Source organism: Bradyrhizobium sp. RD5-C2, from assembly GCF_019972155.1.
Classification (GTDB): domain Bacteria; phylum Pseudomonadota; class Alphaproteobacteria; order Rhizobiales; family Xanthobacteraceae; genus Bradyrhizobium.
Window position 1 is genome coordinate 40571 of record NZ_BOVL01000002.1, and the last position, 21249, is coordinate 61819.

A 21249-nucleotide genomic window follows, 5' to 3' on the forward strand; every position below is an offset into this window, starting at 1 on the left:
GCGCCGACGCGCCTCAACTGCTTCAACTCGGTGAGGCGCGGGCGGATGTGCCGCCGAAGCGCCAATCCCGGTGGCTATTGAACGACGTGCGTCCCGGTCTCGCCCCGCAGCGCCGCCATGGCGCAATCGAGGTGACTGATGATCGCGCGCTTGCCGCCGCCCTCGAGAAACCGGATCGCCGCATCGACCTTGGGTCCCATGCTTCCCGGAGGGAAATGTCCCTCACGGTGGTAGGCCTTGATCTCCTCGAGACTGACCTGATCCAGATCCTTCTTGTTCGGCTTGCCGAAATTCACCGCGACACGCGGGACCGCGGTCAGGATCAGCAACTCTTCGATACCAAGCACATTCGCGATATGAGCGGACGTCAGATCCTTGTCGATGACCGCCGGCACGCCGGTGCGCACGCCCTTCGCATCACGAACCACGGGAACGCCGCCGCCGCCTCCGGCAATGACGATCGTTCCGCGCTTGACCAACGCGTCGACCAGCGAGATGTCGCAGACATGCTTGGGCTTCGGCGACGGCACGACATGACGCCAGCCGCGCCCGGAATCCTCGCGCATCGCCCAATTGAGCTCGGCGCTGATCTTCTTCGCCTCGTCCTCGGAAAAGAACGGTCCGACGAACTTGGTCGGATTCTTGAACGCGGGATCGTCCTTGTCCACCTCTACCTGGGTCAGCAGGCTTGCCACATGTCGCTGGTTGCCCTGTTCGCGCAGGGCATTCTCGATCGCCTGCATCAGGAGATAGCCGATGCCGCCCTGGCTGTGCGCGACGCAGATGTCCAGGTCCATTGGCGGGATTCGGTTCATCGTCAGCATCTGGCGCATCATGATCTTGCCGACGACCGGGCCGTTGCCGTGCGTGATGACCAGCTCATTGTCGAGTTGCGCAAGCGGCAGCAGCGCTTCCGCCGTGATCTGCGCGACCGACTTCTGCTCCTGGGAGGTGCCCCTGATATCCTCGGGGTGAACCGCATTGCCACCGATCGCGACCACCAGGCGACGCGGCACGTCATTGAGTGTACGCATTTCCTTACCTCCCGGCATTCTGGACGATGGCAACCGCTAGCTCGCACGCCTGGGCGTTCGACGGCGCAACGAGGATTCCGGCCTGCTCCAGTTTCCTGACCTGCGCGGAGCGCCCTTGCGGGTCCTGCTCCGTGCCGACAACCGACGCGATCAACGCCGGCGCATCCTGCCCGCGATCGGCGACGATCTTCGTCAGATGCTCGGCAGGATCGGCATGCGCGCCATAGCCGAGCACGAGGTCGAGCAGCACCACCGAAAGATCGCGATTCCTGAGCGCAGCACGCAACGCATCGTCGCGCACGGATGGGTCGATCATCGGGTGCGGCCGGCCACGGGTATATTCGTCGTCGCCGAGGTCGATCAGCCGGTCCCGTCCGGCATTCGGTTCCACGCCGAGCTTGACCACGCCGGGGATTGCGGCGTTCGACGCCACCTTCCGGCCTGCGGCAGCGAGGATCACCTGAGCTTCGGCACACAGCGTTCCGCCGGCGAACAAGCCCTCGATCCCGCCTCGGCCGCTGCGCGGAAGCCGTGACGCGACACCTTTCGCGTCGAAGCCTGCGCCGATCTTCTTGTCTCCCAGGGCCAGCTCCGCGGCGCCCCTCAGCGTCGGCGAGAAACGGGCGTTCGGCGGCAGCTCGATCTCCGTAGCACCGATGAAGCACACCGTGTACGACTTCCTGCTTCTGCCGATCCGCTCAAGCACGGATTTGGCGACATCGGGATGCGGCGGCTTCGAGATCAGCACCACGTGATCGGTTTCCGGATCTGACTCGAATGCATCGATTGCCATCAACGTGGTGATGCCGCCGATATCCTTCTTCAGATCGCGCCCGCCGACCCCGATGGCGTGGGAGATTCCCGCGCCGGCTTCCGAGATCAGGCACGAGACCTCCTGCGTGCCGGTCCCGGACGCCCCGATGATGCCGATCCTGCCGCGCCTGATCTTGTTGGCGAACGCCAGCAGCGCACCGCCGATCACGGCCGTTCCGCAATCCGGTCCCATCATCAGGAGGCCGGCCGTCCGCGCCTGCTGCTTGAGCGACAATTCGTCCTCGAGGGACACGTTGTCGCTGAACATCAGGACATGCAGGCCGCGATTGAGCGCCTTGCGGGCCTCGGCGGCGGCGAACTCGCCGGGCACGGAGATCAGCGCAAGATTGATCTCCGGCCTGACCTTCACGGCCGCGGCGATCGAGTGCGGCTGCCAGGCGGACTGCGCTTCGCCCTGGGTCTTCGGCTTGTCGAGCGACTTGATCGCATTGTCGAGGGCTTCGCGGGCAGCGGACTCGGACTCGGCCTTGACCGCGATCACGAGGTCATTGCCCTTCACGGCAGTGCCCTCCTCCAGCAGCCCCGCGTTGCGCATGATCGCGGCGTTCGACGGCGTTCCCATCATCAGCGCCGCCTCGATCACGCCGGGCGAGCCGGCCACCTCGCGCGACAGCCGCATCAGCGCGACCGAGTCGAGATAGAATCCCTTGCGGACCTCGTTCAGGACAACGACGTTCATGACACACCCAAATCCTTGGCGATCGCGACGATCGCCTGCTGGAAGCACGCCAACGGCGCCTTGACCACGCCGGCACCGACCTGCCCGATGCCGGGCTCGCGATGCGCGATGCCTGTGTTGATGACCGGCACCACGCCGGAATCGACGACCAGGCGGATATCGATGCCGGTCGGCACGCCCGCGAAGTCCATTGCGGCAATGGTCCATTCCGGATTCTGCGCCACCGTGATCTCGCCCATCGAGCGGGTGAAGTTGCCGGCCTCGGACGGCGCGCCGGCCCCCACGAAGCCCGCGACTGCCGGCGCCGCGGCCATCGCGAATCCGCCGAGACCGATCGTCTCGACGATGGCGGAATCGCCCATGTCCGGATTGGCGTCCTTCTCGGAATAGCCGGCGAAATACAGCCCTTCCGGCATTTCGACCGGCGCGGTGAACCATTGCTCGCCGAGCCCGCTGACGCGGATCCCGAAATCGGTGCCGTTGCGGCACATGGTGGTGACGATGGTCGAACCCCGGATGCCGTTGGCGGGATCGGTGATCGCCTTGCCCATCGCCATCGCGATGTTGAGGAAGAACTGATCGTTCTGTCCGATGAACGCGAGGCATTCGGCGAGAACGGCGTTGTCGGTCGAGGTTCGCGCCATCCAGGGCGCGATCTCGCGCAGGAAGACGCTCGAGCATGCCAGATTGCGCTGATGCAGCTCATCGCCCATCGACAGGCCCCGCGCGACGATCGATTTCAGGTCGACGCCGCCGGCAGCTCGGATCGCCTTGCCGAGCGTCGGCCCGAACACGTCGCGCAGCCAGGCGAGCCGATTCAGCACGCTGGCGTCGTTGCCGCCGAAGCGCATCACTTTGCCGAGCCCCTCGTTGATCGCGCAATAGGCGCGGTTGGAGAAGCGCGCGTTCTCGACCACGAACAACGGCATCGACATCGTGGTCATGCCGGTCATCGGGCCGACCGCGCCGAAGTGGTGGTTCGGGTGAAACTCGATCTCGCCATTGGCAGCGAGCTTGGTCGCAGTCGGCAGATCCTTCGCCCATCCCTCGAACACGATGGCGCCGGCGACCGCACCGCGCATCGGGCCACACATCCTGTCCCAGGAGATCGGTGGCCCGGCGTGGAGGATCATCCGTTCGCGCAGGCCCGGGATCAATTCGCGGGCGGGAACGATGTCGATCAGCCGCGGCTCCCCTTCGAGGATCCGGGTGAGCGCCTGCTGGTTTGCGTCTTCGATCAGTTTCATCGGTGCGCCCTCACACACCGAGCTTCGCGAGCAGGGCCGCCATCTGCGGATCGCCGCCCGCCGACGGCTTCCAGTCGACGTGAACGACGTCGATGCCGCAGTCGCGGAGGTCCTTCACGAACCCCTCTAGCCCGACATTCACGACTTCGACCTTGCGCGCCAGCAACTGCTGATACTGCGGCCTATCCTGATCCGTCATCGTCTCCGCCCTAATCAAGTTCGTTTTCGTTGCCTCGAGTAAATAAGAAAACACTTACTTCGTCAAGACCGGATCCCCGGAAAATGCGAATTTCCGTATCCGCCCGAACAGCGGACCGGCCGAAGCGCAATCCGCCTTAAAAAAAGTGCTCCGAACTTCGTTCGGAGCAGTCTGGGAGAACTCGAAATTCGGTCTGCAACGGCGTCACCGTTCGCGAAGGGCGTGGCGCAGGACGATCAGACTGCCGGCAAATGCATCCAGTCCGGATGTATGTCCGATCGCCGTCAGAGCCGTGAGGGCGCGACCAAACTCGGCGGCCTCCCCGCTCATCGTTGCATGGATGGCGGCGTGCAGCGCCGCCGCTCCGTAACCCAGCGCCGCGGCACGCAGATGGATTCGGCTGATGTCGTTGGTGCCGTCGAGCAGCTCGCGGCAATGCTCCCACAATGCGTCGCGAGCTTCGATGCGTCCCAGCGCAGCCAACGCAATCAGAGCACCGCCGATCAGATCGTCGCCGGACGGCGTCAGCCCCGGCCCGAGACCGATCAGGCTGCCAAGCCCGGACTCGCGATCCGTATCGTCATCCGAGCCTGCGAGGATCAGCTCCAGCGCAGCGAGACCAGGCATGGCGGCCCGAACCAGCGCAGAGGCGTCGCCCGGAGCACTTCCGGACCCGGCCACAGCGAGGCCTTCCGCAATCAGATCACCGCCCCACACCTCGTCGACAGCATCAAGGCCGCGCATGAGGCTGCTCATCGACCAGTGTGGTGCAGCGGGCGGCGCCCAGACGGACCGAGCGGCCAGGTTTGCGAGCGGCGTCGCTCCGATCCACAGAATGGAGTCCGCGACCCGCACGGGATCGCCGACCACAAGGCCCGGCCATCGGAAGTCGCCGACCACATGCAACGGACCCGATCCGATCCCGATCCGCCCAACGCAGATCCAGATCCCGTCGATCACGGCGTAGAACGAACGTTCGAACACAGCGACGACCTGGCCCGCGGCGCGATCGCGAAGCGCCTTGTCGGCAAGGAGCCCCACTTCCACATCGGCACAGATCGTCGCTGCGGGCTCGGGACGCCGCTCGCCCGGTGCACTTGCGCGACCTGGCTGCTTTCCATCAGCTTCGCGGTCTCCGACCAACATCCGCCCTCGCCTCCCTCAGCGCGCCTGGGCCGCGAACCGTTGCGGCGCGCCGGCCTGGGCCTCACCACCCAGATAGGCCGCCTCGAGCTGCGGATCCTCGGCGATGATGTCGGCGGCGCCGCTCTTGAGGATCGCACCCGTTTCCAAAAGATAGGCCCGGTCGGCCAGCGCGAGCGCGTGGCCTGCCATCTGATCGACCACGATGATGGTCATGCCCTCGCTGCGCAGCCGCTCGAAGGACGCGAACAGTTCATCGACCACCAGCGGCGCCAAACCGAGCGACGGCTCATCCAGCATGTAGATCTTCGGCCCGGTCAGAAGCCCGCGCGCCACCGCGAGCATCTGCTGCTCGCCTCCGGACAGCAGGCCGGCGCGCTGGTCGATACGCTCCTTCAGCCGCGGGAAGCGCACGAACATCGCCTCGATCTCGGCATCGAGGTCTATTCCCTTGCGGGCATAGGCTCCGAGCTGGAGATTCTGCTTCACCGTCAGCTCCGGAAACACCTGCCGCCCTTCCGGCACCAGCACGACGCCATTGCGGGCACGAACATGCGCGGGCATCCGGTCGATGCGCGTCTCGGCGAGCCGCACTTCGCCCGTGGAGCGCGGCGGCTCGAGCCCGGCGATCGACCGCATCAGGGTGGTCTTGCCGGCGCCGTTGGCGCCGAGCACGGCGACCGCCTCGCCGGGAGCGACCACCAGATCGATCCCGTTCAAGGCGCGCGACAGCCCGTAGAACGAATCGAGCGTCTTGACCTCGAGTGCAGTGCCCTGCCGCGCCGGCCGCGGCGCACGGGTTTTCTCACCGGCCGTCACGTCGCCGAGATAGGCCTTGCGGACCAGCGGATCGTTGCGGATCGCCGCCGCATCGCCGATCGCGATGCGCTTGCCGCCGTCGAGCACGACGATGAGATCGCTCAACGACATGATCATCGGCATGTCGTGCTCGACGATGATGACGGCGATCCCGAGATCGGCGATCCGGCGCAACAGCGTGGTCAGGCGCTGCTTGTCGCCCTTGGAGAGGCCGGCCGCAGGCTCGTCGAGCAGCAGGATGCGGGGCCGCAACGCGAGCGCGCGCGCGATCTCGACCAGCCGCTTCTCGCCATGGGACAGCGAATCCGCAAGGCGATCGACGTCGCCGTCGACACCTGCAAAGCGCAGCAGGAACCGGGCAAAGCCTTCCGTCTCCGCGTTGCGCAGCGCGGAGACAACGCCGCCGAGACGGCCGACCCGCTCGGCCAACAGGATGTTCTCCAGGATCGTGAGCGAGCCGAACAGCTGCGTGGTCTGGAACGTGCGCGCCACGCCGACCCGCGCCAGCACATGTGACGTCATGCCCGTGACGTCGCGATCGCCGAGCTTCACCGTCCCCGCCTGCGGCCGGTAGAAGCCGCAGAGCAGATTGAGCGCGCTGGTCTTGCCGGCGCCGTTGGGGCCGATGATGCTGGTGACGGCACCGGGCGCCGCCTTGAACGAGACGCCCTGGACCGCACGCACGCCGCCGAACGAGATCGACAGATCCGTGACGTCGAGCCCCGCCGCGTTGTGCGTCTCGAGGATCGCCGCATCGGTTTCCGCCGCAGCGATCGCGGGCTCGGCCACCGGCTTGCGCGCCGGCAGGAATTTTGCGGCAAGCTGCTCCACGAGCCCGACGATGCCGGACGGCGCGGCGCGCAGCACGACGAACAACAGCACGCCGAAGGCCAGCAGGCGATACTCCGCGAGATCCGACAGCGCTTCCGGCAGCAGCACCACGAGCGCTGCGCCGATCACCGGACCGAGCACCGAGCCGGCGCCGCCGACCATCACCGCGAACAACAGCAGCACCGATTGCAGGAACGGGAACGAGCTCGGGCTGATATAGCCCTGCAACGGTGCGAACAGCGCGCCGGCCAGCGCCATCGCGGCCGCCGAGATCACGAAGGCCACGGCGCGGACCTGCACCAGATCGATGCCGAGCGAGCGCGTCGCGACCTCGGTATCGCGAGCGGCACGCATGGCATAGCCCCAGCCGCTGCGCTTCAGCCGCTCGAACAGGATGAGGCCGGCAAACACCAGCACGACGCCGGCGATGGCCAGCGAACGCTCGGACAGCGTATAGCCGAACACGCTCGGCGGCGCGCTCAGCATCAGCCCGTTGCCGCCGCCGGTGAGATCGCGCCACTCGATCGTGACATGCTCGACGATGAAGCCAAAGGCAATCGTCACCATCGCGAGATACGGCCCGCGCACCCGCAGCGCCGGCATCGCGAGCAGCCCGCCGACGATGCTGACCAGCACGATGGCCCCTGCCGTCGCGGCGAGGTAGGGCCAACCGGCCTTCTCCATCAGCAGCACGGTGGTGTACGCACCGATCGCCATGAAGCCGATATGGCCGAGCGAGATCTGGCCCGCGAGGCCGAGCAGGACGTTGAGGCCGATGCAGCCGATCGCCGTCAGCGAAATCGTCGCGATCAGGAACACCGAATAGCTGTCCGCGACCGCGGCATAACCGACAGCAATCGCGAACGCCGCGACCGCGACGAGAAGGGAGGCGCGAGAAGTCATACCTTCTTAACTCCAGCTCGGCCGAGCAGCCCGTGCGGCATGACGACGAGGATGACGATGACGGAAGCGAACGTGATGATCTGGGTGTAGACCGACCCGAGATAGTTGGTCGCGAACACCTCGATCAGGCCGAGGCACAATCCGGCCAGCATGACGCCCCAGGCGCTGGCGAGACCGCCGATGATCGCGGCGGCGAACGCCTTGATGCCGAACAGCGTGCCCATCTCGGACGAGACGTTGAACAGCGGCGCGATCAGCAGCGCGGCAACACCCGCCAGCATGGCCGACACCGCGTAGCTCGCGGCAATGGCGCCGCTGACATTGATGCCCATCAGCCGCGCGGCATTGGGATTCTGCACCACCGCAAGCATCGCGACGCCATGCCGCGTGCGGCGGGTGATCAGATGCAGCGCCAGCGCAAGCAAGAGGCCGACCACGGGAATCAGGAGCTGCAGCGGATAGACCCCTGCCCCCTCCACGATCTGGATCGGCTTGGCCGCGAGCATCGACGGGAAGCTGCGCGGCTCCTTGCCGAACACGAACAGCATCACATTGTCGACGATGATGCCGACCGCGACAGTCGCCATCAGCCAGTTCTCCGAACCGCGCAGCACGAACGGACGAACCGCGAAGCGTTCAATCAGGACACCGTAGACCGCGCAGACCAGCAGCACCGCGGGGATGCCGATCGCGGCCGGCCAGCCCCACACGACGAGGAAGAAGTATCCGGCAACGGCTCCCAGGGTCATCGAGCTGCCCTGCGAGAAGTTGACCGTGCCGGACACGGCGTACGTGACGTGAAAGCCCAGCGCGAGCAGACCGTACATGCTCCCCAGCGCCATTCCGGTTATTATCGCCGAAAGAAACGACATCGATGATCACCCCGATCTGCTTGCTGGACGACCGCTACCGTCAGTTCTTGAACGGCAGGATGTGATTGTCTTCGAAGTGGGCCCAGATGTAGTCCTGTGCCGTCAGCGCATCGTGCTTGTCCTGGGCGAACGGCTTCTCATAGGTCTTGATCAGGCCTTCCAGCCGGTCGATTCCGTAGAAGCCGTCACGAATGGCGGTCGGATCCGTGCTGCCGGCCTTCTGGATCGCGCCGGCGATCACCAGGACGCTGTCATAGGCGTTGGCGAAGCCGACCGCGGGCGTCACGTCCGCCGGACCCTTGATGTCCGGATACTTCGCCTGCAGCTCGGCGAGCACGCGCTTGCCGACCGGCGAGAGGTTGCCGAAGAAGCTGTAGGTCTGCACGAAGACGACGCTCTCGGCGCTCGGCCCGGCGAGCTCGGTGAAGCGGCCGCCGGCCGGTCCCCAATGCGACACGATCGGCGGCGCCCAGCCCATCCGGTCGAGCGATTTCACGACCTGCGAGGATGGACCGACATTGCCGACCAGGAACAGGGAGTCGGCGCCGGCCTGCTTGAGCCGGGACAATTGCGCGACCACGTCGACGTCGTTCCCCTCGAACTTCTCGACACCCGCCGGTTCGATCCCGGCCGCCTTCAGCGCCGCGCGCAGGCCGTGCTCGTTCGATTCGCCCCAGGGATTGTTGACGAGGATGAGGCCCGGCTTCTTGGCCGCGAAGGTCTTGCCGGCGAACGCGACGATCGCCTTGTCGACCTCGTCGTCCATCGCAGAGACGCGGAATACGTAGTTGGACGCGGCGCCGTTCTGCGTGATGTTGGTTCCGGCCGCCCATGGCACGACGAACGGCATCTTGACGTTGTTGACGAACGGCACGATCGCAAGCTGGACCGGCGTATCGAGACCGCCGAGCAGCACAGCGACCTTCTCGCGCTGGATCAGTTCGCGCGCGGCGGTCAGTCCCTTCGCGGGATTGCTTTCATCGTCACGGCGCACCAGCTCCAGCGGACGGCCGAGCACGCCGCCTTTGGCGTTGATCTCCTCGATCGCGATCGTGGCGCCGCGGGTCAACGCTTCGCCGGCGCGCGCCGACTGCCCCGACAGCGCGGTGACCAGGCCGATCTTGATCGGCTCGGCGGCCCGTGCCCGCTCCGCAAGCGGCACAGCGCCGATGAGAATGGCGAGCGCGCCCTGCAAGACGACGCGGCGGCACAACCCGGTGATGGGGGTACAAGCGTAGCTCATTTCTGCAATTCCTCCCGCTCCGACGGCTCCCAAGCCGCCTCTGGTCCGCTGCCGCTGTCTCCGCGGCCTTGACGGAAGTAAAAACTTTCTTCACAAATTGACGAATGTCAAGCGGCTGATCGCGCGCAGGATGGAGATTGCAATGCAACGGGAGACTGGAGCGGAACCGGAGCGGGCCACCTCGCGTGGCGTTCTCGGCGGTGCAACATCCGCGCAAACGCCGGATCCGGCACGCGGTCTCCGCTCTCACGACCGCTACCGCTACAGTGCGATCACGCGCCGCCCCGATTTCTTGTGGCCAAACAAAAAGCGGCTCGCGGTTTACATCGCGCTCAACCTCGAGCACTTCGCTTTCGGCGATGGACTCGGCGCCGAACTCTGCCCGGGCGGTCCACATCCGGACGTCCTCAATTACGCATGGCGCGATTATGGCAACCGGGTCGGCGTCTGGCGGCTCATCGATCTGTTCGATGAACTGAAACTGCCGGTCTCCGTGCTTGCGAACAGCAGCATCTATCACTACTGCCCGGAAGTCATGGACGCATTTCGTGCGCGCGGCGACGAGGTCGTCGGCCATGGACGGACCAATTCCGAACGGCAGGGCGTGCTCTCACCTGCCGACGAGCAGCAACTGATTGCGGAAGCAACGGATGTGATCGCGCGGGCCGAGGGACGACAGCCGCTCGGCTGGCTCGGTCCATGGATCTCGCAATCCGCCGTGACGCCGGATCTTCTCGCCGAAGCGGGCTACCAATACCTGCTCGACTGGTGCATGGACGATCAGCCGGTGTGGTTCTCGACAAGGGATGGCGGGCGGATCCTGTCCGTCCCCTATCCACAGGAACTGAACGACATCCCCTCGATTGTCGGGCGCAAGGACAGCGGCGAACAGTTTGCGACCATGATTACGGACACATTCGAGGAGATGCTGGCGCAATCCGCCAAGCAATCGCTGGTGATGGGGATCGCGCTGCATCCATATCTGGTCGGCCAGCCCCACCGGCTGCGGCCGCTGCGACGCGCCCTGCAGGCGATCGTCGCACGGCGCGACGACATCTGGATCACCACCGCCGGCGAGATCGCGGCATTTTCGCGCGCCCTGCCCGACGGCATCGTGCCGACATAAGAAACTGGAGACTTGAAGTGACAGCCATCGACACACTCTTTCAGAACGCGCGGCTCACCGACGGCCGGCTGGTCGAAATCGCCGTCCGCGGCGGCAAGATCGTGGCGATCGCGTCGTCCCCGCAAAGCTACGGCGCAGTCGGCGAAAGGCGCGATCTTGGCCGGCGCCTGGTGCTGCCCGGCATGGTCGAAGGTCACATCCACCTCGACAAATGCTTCATCGGCGACGACTGGAAGCCGCACCGGCCCTGTACCGCGGGCTTCAATGTGCGCGAGCGCGTCAAATTCGAGAAGGAAGCCCTCGCCGCCGCCAAACCGATCCCGGTTCGGGCCGCGGCCCTGATCGATCTTTGCGTCTCGCAGGGCACGACTCAGATGCGCAGCCATGTGGATGTCGACGCCGAGGTCGGCCTGCGACATTTCGAACCGATCGCCGCCGCGCGGGAGGCGCACCGGGAGAAGGTTTCAATCCAGATCGTCGCGTTTCCCCAGAGCGGCATCGTGACATCGCCCGGAACGGCCACATTGCTTGAGGAAGCCGTTCGCGCCGGCGCCGATCTGATCGGCGGACTCGATCCCGCAGGCCATGATGGCGACGTTGCCGGGCATCTTGACGTCGTCTTCGGGATCGCCGAGCGGCATGGCGTCGGCATCGATATTCACCTGCATGACGGCGGTCTGCAGGGCATCTCGGAGATCGAGGAGATCGCGCGACGCACCAAGGCGTCGGGCCTTGGCGGCAAGGTCGCGATCAGCCATGCCTACGCGCTCGGCGAAGTGGCTGTCGACGTGGCTCAACGGACCGCGCAGCGGCTTGCCGAAGCCGGCGTCGCCATTTTCACCAATGCCCCCGGCGCGCACGCATTTCCGCCCGTGTTGCTGCTTCGCGATGCCGGCGTCACCGTGTTCTCCGGCAACGACAACATCCGCGATTCCTGGTGGCCCTACGGCGACGGCGACCTGCTCGAACGCGCAATGATGGTCGGCTATCGCTCCGGCTTCAACACGGACGATCAGTTGGCCGCGGCCTTTGACATGGTGACGACCAACGCAGCGCGCGCGCTTGGCCTCAAGGATTACGGCCTGACTGTCGGCGGGACGGCGGATTTCGTCGTGCTCGACGCCCGGCATGTCCAGGAAGCCGTGGTTGCTCGTCCCAAGCCACGCGATGTCTACAAGGCCGGCCGACTCGTCGCGCAGAGTGGCGTGATGGTGGCACCCGACGCCCGGAAGCAGTGAACATGGAGGAATCGCACTTGACGAACAGTCGCAATGCCGATCTCAATCCCAGCTGCTTGCGCCGGGAAACGGTCCGCTGCCCGATATGGCCTGATGCGGACCTGCCCTGCGTGAATACCCGAGCCCAGGCAAGGTTGACGCCGTGACAGAAACGACAGCACCGACCAGCCCCACCCGCAGCACCACACGCGGAAAGCGGCCGCGCGACTCCGCGCTCACCAAGGAAGCGATCCTGCGCGCCGCGACCTTCGAGTTCTGCCACAATGGCCTCGGCGGCGCACGCGTCGAGGCCATCGCGCAGCGCGCCAAGGCCAATATGCGCCTGCTCTACGCCTATTTCGGCGACAAGAACGGGCTCTACATAGCCGTCCTCGAGGACGTCTACACCGAAATTCGCGCGGCCGAACAGCGGCTGAACCTGGATGATCTCGAGCCGATCGCCGCAATGAGCGGGTTGATCGATTTCACATTCACCTTCTTCGGACAGCACCAGAACTACATCGCGCTGATCAACACCGAGAACCTTCAGCGCGGGCGCAATATGCGCAAGTCGCGCAAGATTGCCGATCTCACTTTGCCCCTGGTTGCAAGCATCGAAAGTATTCTGCGGCGCGGCGTGGCGGCGGGCCTGTTTCGCGGTGATGTCGATCCCATCCAGCTCTATGTCTCGATCACCGCGATGAGCTATTTCCACGTTTCCAACCGGTACACATTGTCGGCGATGTTCGACAAGGATCTCGGCGCGTCGGACTGGCTCGAGCTGCGGCGCGAGCATGCGCAGGACATGATCCTGACCTGGCTGACGGCCCCTGCCGGGGCACGCAAGGACAGGTCAGCAGCATCGAAGGCGACGGCGCGCCTCGGCAAGCCGTCCCGCTAAGAGGTCAGCCGCACGACGCGGTGTCGTGCGGATCACGCGCCGGGAATGCCCTCAGCGGGTCGCAACGACGCCGTCGCTGCGCGGATCGCTGGCCCCTTCCATCAGGCCGTCCGGATGCCAGACGATCGCGCCGGCGTGTCCCATGATCTCCTCGAACGGACCGGTCACCTGAATGTCGTGGCCGAGCGCGCGGAGCCGATCGATGATTGCGGGATCGAAGCGGGATTCGATCTTCAGATTGTTGTTTTCCTCGCCCCAGGTGCGACCAAGCAGCCAGCGCGGCGCCGTAATCGCGGACTGCAGCTCCTGGCCGTGCATGGCGTAACGGGAGAAGATGGCGGCCTGGGTCTGCGGCTGCCCCTCTCCGCCCATCGTACCGAAGGAGATCAGCCGCCCATCGCCGAGTTCGGCCATCGCCGGCTGGATGGTGTGGAACGGCAGGCGTCCCGGATCCAGCCGATTGGTATCGGTCTCGCCGAGGCTGAAGCTCGTTCCACGGTTTTGCCAGGTGACGCCGCTCTCGGGCAGGATGACGCCTGAACCAAACTCCCAGTAGACGCTTTGAATGAAGCTGACGCTGAGCCCGTTGCGATCGGTCGCAGCGAGCCACACGGTATCGCCCTGCTTGGACGGATCGGGCCACGGCGCGGCGCGGCGATCGGATATTGTTTCGTGAAGCGCGGCGAGCGACTGCTCGGACAGGAATTCGGCGGCCAGGCGCTTCATGTAGTCGGGATCGGTCACATGGCCGTTGCGAATACGGAACGCGGCCTTCGTGCATTCGACGAGCCTGTGCAGATGATCCACGCCATCGGCTTCGCCGGCGATGCGCCGGGCATACAGTGCCAGGATCAAAAGCGAGGCCAGCCCCTGCGTCGGCGGAGGCATGTTGAAGACCTTGTGGCCGGACACCTCGACCGAGAGCGGCGTCACCAGCGATGCCTGATGCCGCTCCAGATCAGCCAATCGCAGCGGGCTCCCTGCCCGCTCGAGGTCGGCCGCCATCGAGCGTGCCAGTTCGCCGCGATAGAAATCAGACAGCCCGGCCTTGGCCAGACGCCGCAATGTCGCGGCGACACGCGGCTGCCGCAACCGCGCACCGAGCGCGAGCGGGGCGCCTTGCGGCAGATAGACCTCGGCATAGCCGGGCACGTTTTCGAGCTCAGGCCGCTTCTTGCGGATGTTCTCATGCAGCGTGCTGGTGACGGCCACGCCCTCCTCGGCATGCCGGATTGCCGGCTCGAACAGCCGCGCCATCGGCAGCCGACCGTCATGACGATCGCGGCTGAGTTCATAGGCCTTCTGCCAACCGTCGACGGTGCCGGCAACGGTGAGCGCGGCGAGCGGGCCGCGGCCGGGAATGCTGCTGCAGCCACGCTCGCGATACCAGCTGCGATCCGCCGCCATCGCAGCCCGTCCGCAAGCCTGAATCCCAACCGGCTTCGAGCCGGCGCGGCCGACCAGCCAGAAGCTGTCGCCGCCGAGGCCGTTCATGTGCGGATAGGCCACGGCAATCGTCGCGGCCGCAGCGATCATCGCCTCAATGGCATTGCCACCTTCCGACAGGACAGCGAGTCCCGCCTGCGCCGCCAGGTGGTGCGGCGCGGTCACCATGCCGCCATAGCTTCGTTTTGTCTGCAACATCAGCCGTATCTCCCAAGCACGGTATGTAATAATATTTTTACTTACCGTGTCAAGGAGCCAGAGATCGGTCGTTAATATACGGGTGCCGAACCGTCGAGCTCGTCACCAGGACTGGCCATTGCAGTTCGGCACCGCGATCATTGCACGAAGCTCAGGCAGCCGCCACCTCGTGGCTAGCCATCACCTCCAGCGCTCGCAGAATAGCGGAATGGTCCCAGGCCTTGCCGCCGAGCGCGGTACAGGCGTTGAACAATTGCTGGGCCGCCGCTGTGCCCGGCAGCGACAACCCGAGCGCCCGCGCGCCTTCGAGCGCGAGGTTGAGATCCTTCTGGTGCAGCTCGATGCGAAAGCCCGGATCGAAATTGCGCTTCAGCATGCGCTCGCCGTGGACCTCAAGGATCCGGGACGACGCAAAGCCGCCCATCAGGGCCTTGCGCACCAGCGCGGGATCAGCACCCGCCTTGGACGCGAACAGCAGCGCCTCGCTCACCGCCTCGATGGTCAGCGCCACGATGATCTGGTTCGCAACCTTGGTGGTCTGGCCGTCGCCATTGCCGCCGACATGAGTGACATTCTTCCCCATCGCGTCGAACAGGGGCTTCATCGCGTTGAACGCCCGCTCCCGCCCGCCGACCATGATGGTCAGGCTTGCCGCCTTTGCGCCGACCTCACCGCCGGAAACCGGCGCGTCGAGATAGTCGGCTCCGAGCGCATCGATCTTACGTGCAAACTCCTTCGTCGCCAGCGGCGAAATCGAGCTCATATCGACCACGATCATGCCTTTGGACACCCCCTCCGCGACGCCGCCCTGACCGAACAGCACGGCTTCGACATGCGGCGTATCCGGCACCATGATGATCACGGCGTCGGCTTCCTGCGCCACTTGCCTCGCGGACTCGCAAGCGACGGCGCCGGCTGCAATCAGGTCCGGCGGAAGCGGCGCGACGTCGTGCAAAAACAGGCGATAGCCGGCAGCCAGGAGGTGGCTCGCCATCGGACGTCCCATGGTGCCGAGCCCGATAAATCCGATGTCTTTCATTGTCGTCGCTCCTGTCAGGCGGGTTAGAGCGTTCTCCAGCGAAGCGGAAAACGCATCAAAACAAAGTCCAGAGCTCCGTTCCTATTCGATCGGAACGGAAACAGCTCTAGGTCACGAAGGTCTGCGCGGCGTGCCAGGCGAGGCTCTCGAGCGTGGTCGTCCGCGGCTTGTATTCGCATCCGATCCAGCCGCGATATCCGATGCTGTCGAGATGCTTGAACAAATGGGGATAGTTGATCTCGCCGGTCCCCGGCTCGTTCCGGCCAGGATTGTCGGCGAGCTGGACATGCGCGATCCGGTCGAGATGCTTTTGCAGGGTCCGCGCCAGATCACCTTCCATGATCTGCATGTGATAGATGTCGTACTGGATGAACAAATTGGATGAGCCCACGTCGGAAATGAGCTGCACCGCCTGTTCAGTGCCGTTCAGGAAGAAGCCGGGAATATCGATTGTGTTGATCGGTTCGATCAGGAGCTTGATGCCATGCTGGCCGAGCGCGGCGGCGGCGAAGCGCAGATTGGACACCAGGGTCTCGCGCAGGTCTGCCGCGTCCGCACCGGCGGGAGCGGAGCCGACCAGGCAGTTCAGCTGCCGGCAATCCAGCGCCTTCGCGTAGTCGATCGCGCGCACCACGCCGTCGCGAAATTCATCGACACGGTTGCGCAGGATCGCAATGCCCCGCTCGCCGGCGGCCCAATTGCCCGCCGGAAGATTGTGCAGCACCTGGGTCAGCCCACAGCGCGCCAACTCCTCGCGCAACGCGCCCTTTTCGAAGTCGTATGGAAAGAGATACTCGACGGCGTTGAAGCCGGCGGCCTTGGCGGCGGCGAACCGATCGAGGAACGGCAGCTCGTTGAAGAGCATGGTGAGATTGGCGGCAAACTGAGGCACGGGTCTATCTCCGCTTGGGGCAGCGCTGGATGATGTCGTCAGGCCGGCAACAGCGTGCCGGATCGTTGTGCGCTCGGCACGTCATCGAGCGGGAGATCGAGCACCTCCTCGAATTCGACGATGTTGTCGATCTCCGTTCCCATCGCGATGTTGGTGACCCGCTCGAGAATGAACTCCACCACCACGGGCACCCGGTGCTTGGCCATCAGCTCGCGCGCGGTCGCGAACGCGGCCTGTGCCTCGTTCGGATCCGTCACACGGATCGCCTTGCAGCCGAGCCCCTCCGCGACGGTCACGTGGTCGACACCGTAGACGCCGATCTCGGGTGCGTTGATGTTCTCGAACGACAGTTGGACTTGATAGTCCATGTCGAAGCCGCGCTGCGCCTGCCGGATTAGCCCGAGATATGAATTGTTCACGACGACGTGGATGTAGGGCAGATTGAACTGCGCCCCGACCGCGAGCTCCTCGATCAGGAACTGGAAGTCGTAGTCACCCGACAGCGCGACGATGTCGCGGCCGGGATCGGCGGCGCGCACGCCGAGCGCGGCGGGCAGCGTCCAGCCAAGCGGACCGGCCTGCCCGGCGTTGATCCAGTTGCGCGGCTGATAGACGTTGAGGAACTGGGCACCCGCGATCTGCGACAATCCAATCACCGTCACGTAGCAGGTGTCGCGGCTGAAGGCCTTGTTCATTTCCTCGTAGACGCGCTGCGGCTTGATCGGGATGTTATCGAAGTGGCTCTTGCGCAGCATCGAGCGCTTGCGGTCGCGACAGGCTGCGGGCCAGGCCTGCCGATCGCGCAGCTTGCCGGACTTCCGCCACTCGCGGGCGACGTTCACGAACATTTCCAGCGCAGCCTTGGCGTCCGACACGATGCCGAGGTCCGGATTGAAGACCCGTCCGATCTGGGTCGGCTCGATGTCGACATGGACGAATTTGCGACCCTTGGTGTAGGTCTCGATCGAGCCGGTATGCCGATTGGCCCAGCGGTTTCCGATGCCGAGCACGAAATCGGATTCGAGCATCGTGGCGTTAGCGTAGCGGTGGCTGGTCTGCAGGCCAACCATGCCGGCCATCAGCGCGTGATCGTCAGGAATGGCGCCCCACGCCATCAGCGTCGGGACGACCGGAACGTTGACCGCTTCGGCAAAGGCGACCAGGAGCTCAGATGCATCGGCGTTGATCACCCCGCCCCCGGCCACGATCAGCGGCCGTTCCGCGGCGTTGAGCATCTCGAGCGCTTTCTCGATCTGCTTGCGCGTCGCCACAGGCTTGTAGACCGGCAGCGGCGAATAGGTCTCGTCGTCGAACTCGATCTCGGCCAGTTGCACGTCGAGGGGAAGATCGATCAGCACCGGTCCCGGCCGCCCCGACCGCATGATATGGAAGGCCTGGCTGAACACGCGCGGCACCAGCGCCGGCTCGCGCACGGTGACGGCCCATTTCGTCACCGGCTTTGCGATCGCCTCGATGTCGACGGCCTGGAAATCTTCCTTGTAGAGCCGCGCCCGCGGCGCCTGACCGGTGATGCAGAGGATCGGAATCGAATCCGCGATCGCCGAATAGAGGCCGGTGATCATGTCGGTTCCGGCCGGGCCCGAGGTGCCGATGCAAACGCCGATATTGCCCGCCTTCGCCCTGGTATAGCCTTCCGCCATATGCGAGGCGCCTTCGACATGGCGCGCCAGAATGTGCCGGATCGAGCCGTTGCGCTTCAGCGCGGAGTAAAGCGGGTTGATCGCGGCGCCGGGAACGCCGAACGCACAAGTGATCCCCTCGCGTTCAAGAATGCGCACTGCTGCATCGATTGCTCGCATCTTCATCTGATGATCCCGCTTCGCTATGAGTTGGCCTGAGCATGATCATCAGGCCCGCGATCATCGATCTCAACGCAATCGATTGGATTTTCCGCACAGTGGCAGCGCTTGCGATTTCTTGCATCTCTCCAGGAGATTAGCGCCTGCGAAACAATGGAAACCGGCAAAGCCGAGAACAGCAGCAGGCCTTGCGCCTGCTACGGTTGCGTGCGGCTGCTGCCGCGAAGCTCTGCCGAGAGCTCGGCTGCGATCTGGTGCACGATGGCGCCGATCTCCGGCAAGCGCTCGTCCGTCAGCCGATCCGCCATCCCCGATACCGAAACCGCGGCGAACGGCTCGCTGCAATCGTTGAAGACCACCGCAGCCACGCAGCGCAGGCCGAGCCGCGCCTCTTCATCGTCCACCGCATAGCCCTGGCGTCGCACGGTCTCCAATTCCCTGAACAGCTCGCCCGGCCGAATGATCGACTTCTCCGTCAGGCGCGGCATGCCGCGACGGCGAATGATCGCGTTGATGTCCGCATCGGAATACGCGGCCAGCACCGCCTTCCCCACGCCCGACGCGATCAACGCCACACGTCCGCCGACCTTGGTCAGCGAGCGCATGATCTCCCGGCTCTCGATACGGGATACGACGATGATGGAGTCGTCATCGACGACGGCAAGATTGGCCGTTTCCCTGGTCTGGTCGCGCAGCTTGCGCAGATAGGGCAATGCCCGCGCGGAAAAATTGCGCCGACGCATGAACGTCGAGCCGACCACGAAGCTTTGCGCGCCGATATGCCACTTCGACTCATCGCGGTCGAACTGCACGAACCTGCGATTCTCCAGAGTCGTCAGCAGCCGATGGGCCGTCGACGGCGGCAAGCCGATGCGGATCGCAAGATCGGTCAGCCGATAGCCTTCGTCATCCTCTGCAAGCGCTTCCATGATTTGCATCGCGCGATCGACAGATTGAACGCCGCCGTCTCGCGCGTCCTGATCCGACGGAGCGCGAAGATCGGGATCGGACGGCTTGCGCCGGATCGGCTCTCTTTTCATCACGACCTGCCCCTAACCGGTTGCGGTTCAGAACGAAATTGCTCGCCGATAACGAGCGTCACAATTGGCATATGGCATACCAAAAGACCCCTGAGTCAAGGTTGCAGAATTCGAGAATAAGCAAGAATAGGTAAGTATTTTTGCCATTTTCTTTCAGAACACGTCGATTCTTTTGTTTGACTTCTGGGATAATGTATACCACGATTGTTTCTTAACGATCCAATGATGCAACCGGGAGGACCATACCATGTACGTCGGGGACATCCTTCGCACCAATAGTGCGCACGTGGTGACGATCGGCTCGAGCGAAACCGTAAGCATTGCCGCGAACCTGTTGTACGCGAGCAATGTCGGCGCACTGGTGGTCAGGAACGGCTCGCGCAGCGTCGACGCCGCCGTGGTCGGGATGTTCAGCGAGCGCGATGTGGTCGCCGTGATCGCCGAGCGCGGCACGGGTGGCCTCGCCGCGAAAGTCGCGCAGTTCATTTCGCCACGGCCGCTGGTGTCCTGCACTTCGCAGGATGCGCTCACCGATGTCGAGCGTCTGATGGTCCGTCACGACATCCGCCATATCCCCGTCATCGACAACGGCCGGCTGGTCGGCGTCGTGAGCATGCGGGACATCGGCTTTGCCCTGGAGGAAGCCGCCTGCGCAGCCTGACGGATTTTCCCAAGGCCATTGCCACGCAACCCGGTTCGAGCCGTTGCGGCTCATGCTGTGCCCCCACTCTGCTCGCGAGGATTTCATGAATATCTGCATCTACGGCGCCGGCGCCATCGGCGGCTATCTCGGTGTCGAATTTATGCGCGCTGGCGCCGATGTCAGCCTGGTCGCGCGGGGCGCGCACCTCGCCGCGATGCGACAGAACGGCTTGAAACTCCTGATCGGCGACGAGGAGCGCGTGGTGCATCCCCGCTGTACCGATAATCCCGCCGAACTCGGCGAACAGGATTTCGTCATCATCTGCCTCAAGGCGCATTCGATCACCGGCGTCATCGAACCGATGCGGCCGCTGCTCGGTGAGCGGACCCGCATCGTCACCGCCGTCAACGGCATTCCCTATTGGTATTTCTACAAGCACGGCGGACGGCACGAAGGATCGGCGCTGGAGAGCATCGATCCCGGCGGTCGGCAGTGGAACGAGCTCGATCCCGCGCGCGCCATCGGCTGCGTGGTCTATCCCGCCACCGAAATCGAGGCGCCCGGCGTGATCCGCCACGTCTACGGCAACAGCTTTCCGCTCGGCGAACCCTCCGGCGAGATCACACCTGATGTCGAGCGGCTTGCCGCCCTGTTCACGGCGGCGGGCATGAAGGCGCCGGTTCTCGACCGCATTCGCGACGAGATCTGGCTCAAGCTGTGGGGCAATGTCTGCTTCAATCCGATCAGCGCCCTCACCCACGCGACCCTCGACGTGATCTGCACCAATCCCGGCACGCGCGCACTGTCCAGGGCGATCATGCTGGAGGCCCAGGCGATCGCGGAAAGCCTCGGCGTCAAGTTCCGGGTCGATGTCGAACGCCGCATCGAGGGCGCACGCAAGGTCGGCGCGCACAAGACCTCGATGCTGCAGGATCTCGAGCGCGGACGTCCCGTCGAGATCGATCCGCTGATCACCGTGGTGCAGGAGATGGGCCGGATGACGGGAATTGCGACGCCCGCGCTCGATGCGGTGCTGGCGCTGGTCGCGCAGCGCACCAGACTGGCAGGCCTCTATGACGGGGCAGCCGGCGTCGAAGCCCAATCGCTTGCGGTGGCGTAATCA

18 protein-coding genes are annotated in these 21249 nt (G+C 64.9%); 5 read left to right on the plus strand and 13 right to left on the minus strand.

Annotated features, from left to right (window positions below; genetic code table 11):
- Positions 1-74 precede the first annotated feature (74 nt).
- The 8 genes from arcC to BraRD5C2_RS01070 form a co-directional block, all read right to left on the minus strand.
- Complete coding sequence (arcC, locus tag BraRD5C2_RS01035) at positions 75-1034, minus strand: carbamate kinase (protein WP_223966235.1); 960 nt, start codon at positions 1032-1034, stop codon at positions 75-77.
- A 4-nt stretch (positions 1035-1038) separates the two neighbouring features.
- Positions 1039-2547 (minus strand): acyl-CoA synthetase FdrA, encoded by a 1509-nt coding sequence (fdrA, locus tag BraRD5C2_RS01040; protein WP_223966236.1) that lies wholly within the window; start codon positions 2545-2547, stop codon positions 1039-1041.
- Entirely contained in the window at positions 2544-3794 is a 1251-nt protein-coding gene (locus BraRD5C2_RS01045) for a YlbE family protein (RefSeq protein ID WP_223966237.1), read from the minus strand. Before BraRD5C2_RS01045 ends, fdrA begins: the two co-directional genes overlap by 4 nt.
- A 10-nt stretch (positions 3795-3804) precedes the next feature.
- Positions 3805-3993: a hypothetical protein gene (locus BraRD5C2_RS01050; protein ID WP_050404632.1), complete on the minus strand. Its 189-nt coding sequence runs from the start codon at positions 3991-3993 to the stop codon at positions 3805-3807.
- Between the two features lie 204 nt (positions 3994-4197).
- Entirely contained in the window at positions 4198-4953 is a 756-nt protein-coding gene (locus tag BraRD5C2_RS01055) for an oxamate carbamoyltransferase subunit AllH family protein (RefSeq protein WP_223966238.1), read from the minus strand.
- A gap of 201 nt (positions 4954-5154) precedes the next feature.
- Positions 5155-7689, minus strand: coding sequence for a branched-chain amino acid ABC transporter ATP-binding protein/permease (locus tag BraRD5C2_RS01060; protein WP_223966239.1), 2535 nt, complete (start codon positions 7687-7689; stop codon positions 5155-5157).
- On the minus strand, positions 7686-8561 hold the full coding sequence (locus tag BraRD5C2_RS01065; protein ID WP_223966240.1) for a branched-chain amino acid ABC transporter permease: 876 nt from the start codon (positions 8559-8561) through the stop codon (positions 7686-7688). Before BraRD5C2_RS01065 ends, BraRD5C2_RS01060 begins: the two co-directional genes overlap by 4 nt.
- A 40-nt stretch (positions 8562-8601) precedes the next feature.
- Positions 8602-9804, minus strand: coding sequence for an ABC transporter substrate-binding protein (locus BraRD5C2_RS01070; RefSeq protein WP_223966241.1), 1203 nt, complete (start codon positions 9802-9804; stop codon positions 8602-8604).
- Between the two features lie 142 nt (positions 9805-9946).
- Between BraRD5C2_RS01070 and BraRD5C2_RS01075 the strand changes: the two genes are divergently transcribed.
- The 3 genes from BraRD5C2_RS01075 (at position 9947) to BraRD5C2_RS01085 (ending at position 13048) form a co-directional block, all read left to right on the plus strand.
- A complete protein-coding gene (locus BraRD5C2_RS01075) occupies positions 9947-10930 on the plus strand; it encodes a polysaccharide deacetylase family protein (protein WP_223966242.1) in 984 nt (327 codons plus the stop codon).
- Between the two features lie 17 nt (positions 10931-10947).
- Positions 10948-12168 (plus strand): amidohydrolase family protein, encoded by a 1221-nt coding sequence (locus tag BraRD5C2_RS01080; RefSeq protein WP_223966243.1) that lies wholly within the window; start codon positions 10948-10950, stop codon positions 12166-12168.
- A gap of 142 nt (positions 12169-12310) precedes the next feature.
- Entirely contained in the window at positions 12311-13048 is a 738-nt protein-coding gene (locus tag BraRD5C2_RS01085; RefSeq protein WP_223966244.1) for a TetR/AcrR family transcriptional regulator, read from the plus strand.
- 51 nt (positions 13049-13099) lie between these two features.
- On the opposite strand, the gene BraRD5C2_RS01090 is transcribed toward BraRD5C2_RS01085, so the two are convergent.
- The 5 genes from BraRD5C2_RS01090 to BraRD5C2_RS01110 form a co-directional block, all read right to left on the minus strand.
- Positions 13100-14692: a gamma-glutamyltransferase family protein gene (locus tag BraRD5C2_RS01090; protein ID WP_223966245.1), complete on the minus strand. Its 1593-nt coding sequence runs from the start codon at positions 14690-14692 to the stop codon at positions 13100-13102.
- 151 nt (positions 14693-14843) lie between these two features.
- A complete protein-coding gene (locus BraRD5C2_RS01095; RefSeq protein WP_212309725.1) occupies positions 14844-15731 on the minus strand; it encodes a 2-hydroxy-3-oxopropionate reductase in 888 nt (295 codons plus the stop codon).
- 106 nt (positions 15732-15837) lie between these two features.
- Complete coding sequence (hyi, locus tag BraRD5C2_RS01100; RefSeq protein WP_223966247.1) at positions 15838-16623, minus strand: hydroxypyruvate isomerase; 786 nt, start codon at positions 16621-16623, stop codon at positions 15838-15840.
- A 38-nt stretch (positions 16624-16661) separates the two neighbouring features.
- Positions 16662-18449, minus strand: coding sequence for a glyoxylate carboligase (gene gcl, locus BraRD5C2_RS01105; RefSeq protein WP_223966249.1), 1788 nt, complete (start codon positions 18447-18449; stop codon positions 16662-16664).
- A 191-nt stretch (positions 18450-18640) separates the two neighbouring features.
- Entirely contained in the window at positions 18641-19483 is an 843-nt protein-coding gene (locus BraRD5C2_RS01110) for an IclR family transcriptional regulator (protein ID WP_223966251.1), read from the minus strand.
- Positions 19484-19730: 247 nt separating this feature from the next.
- On the opposite strand from BraRD5C2_RS01110, the gene BraRD5C2_RS01115 reads away from it, so the two are divergent.
- Both BraRD5C2_RS01115 and BraRD5C2_RS01120 read left to right on the plus strand, forming a co-directional pair.
- Complete coding sequence (locus tag BraRD5C2_RS01115; RefSeq protein ID WP_223966253.1) at positions 19731-20144, plus strand: CBS domain-containing protein; 414 nt, start codon at positions 19731-19733, stop codon at positions 20142-20144.
- Positions 20145-20229: 85 nt separating this feature from the next.
- Positions 20230-21246, plus strand: a complete 1017-nt coding sequence (locus tag BraRD5C2_RS01120) for a 2-dehydropantoate 2-reductase (protein WP_223966256.1) — start codon at positions 20230-20232, stop codon at positions 21244-21246.
- Positions 21247-21249: the final 3 nt, after the last annotated feature.

Coding starts and splice junctions, on each gene's coding strand:
- arcC (WP_223966235.1), bottom strand. CDS start 1,034: ATGCGTACACTCAATGACGTGCCGCGTCGCCTGGTGGTCGCGATCGGT.
- fdrA (WP_223966236.1), bottom strand. CDS start 2,547: ATGAACGTCGTTGTCCTGAACGAGGTCCGCAAGGGATTCTATCTCGAC.
- BraRD5C2_RS01045 (WP_223966237.1), bottom strand. CDS start 3,794: ATGAAACTGATCGAAGACGCAAACCAGCAGGCGCTCACCCGGATCCTC.
- BraRD5C2_RS01050 (WP_050404632.1), bottom strand. CDS start 3,993: ATGACGGATCAGGATAGGCCGCAGTATCAGCAGTTGCTGGCGCGCAAG.
- BraRD5C2_RS01060 (WP_223966239.1), bottom strand. CDS start 7,689: ATGACTTCTCGCGCCTCCCTTCTCGTCGCGGTCGCGGCGTTCGCGATT.
- BraRD5C2_RS01065 (WP_223966240.1), bottom strand. CDS start 8,561: ATGTCGTTTCTTTCGGCGATAATAACCGGAATGGCGCTGGGGAGCATG.
- BraRD5C2_RS01070 (WP_223966241.1), bottom strand. CDS start 9,804: ATGAGCTACGCTTGTACCCCCATCACCGGGTTGTGCCGCCGCGTCGTC.
- BraRD5C2_RS01075 (WP_223966242.1), top strand. CDS start 9,947: ATGCAACGGGAGACTGGAGCGGAACCGGAGCGGGCCACCTCGCGTGGC.
- BraRD5C2_RS01090 (WP_223966245.1), bottom strand. CDS start 14,692: ATGTTGCAGACAAAACGAAGCTATGGCGGCATGGTGACCGCGCCGCAC.
- BraRD5C2_RS01095 (WP_212309725.1), bottom strand. CDS start 15,731: ATGAAAGACATCGGATTTATCGGGCTCGGCACCATGGGACGTCCGATG.
- gcl (WP_223966249.1), bottom strand. CDS start 18,449: ATGAAGATGCGAGCAATCGATGCAGCAGTGCGCATTCTTGAACGCGAG.
- BraRD5C2_RS01110 (WP_223966251.1), bottom strand. CDS start 19,483: ATGAAAAGAGAGCCGATCCGGCGCAAGCCGTCCGATCCCGATCTTCGC.
- BraRD5C2_RS01115 (WP_223966253.1), top strand. CDS start 19,731: ATGTACGTCGGGGACATCCTTCGCACCAATAGTGCGCACGTGGTGACG.
- BraRD5C2_RS01120 (WP_223966256.1), top strand. CDS start 20,230: ATGAATATCTGCATCTACGGCGCCGGCGCCATCGGCGGCTATCTCGGT.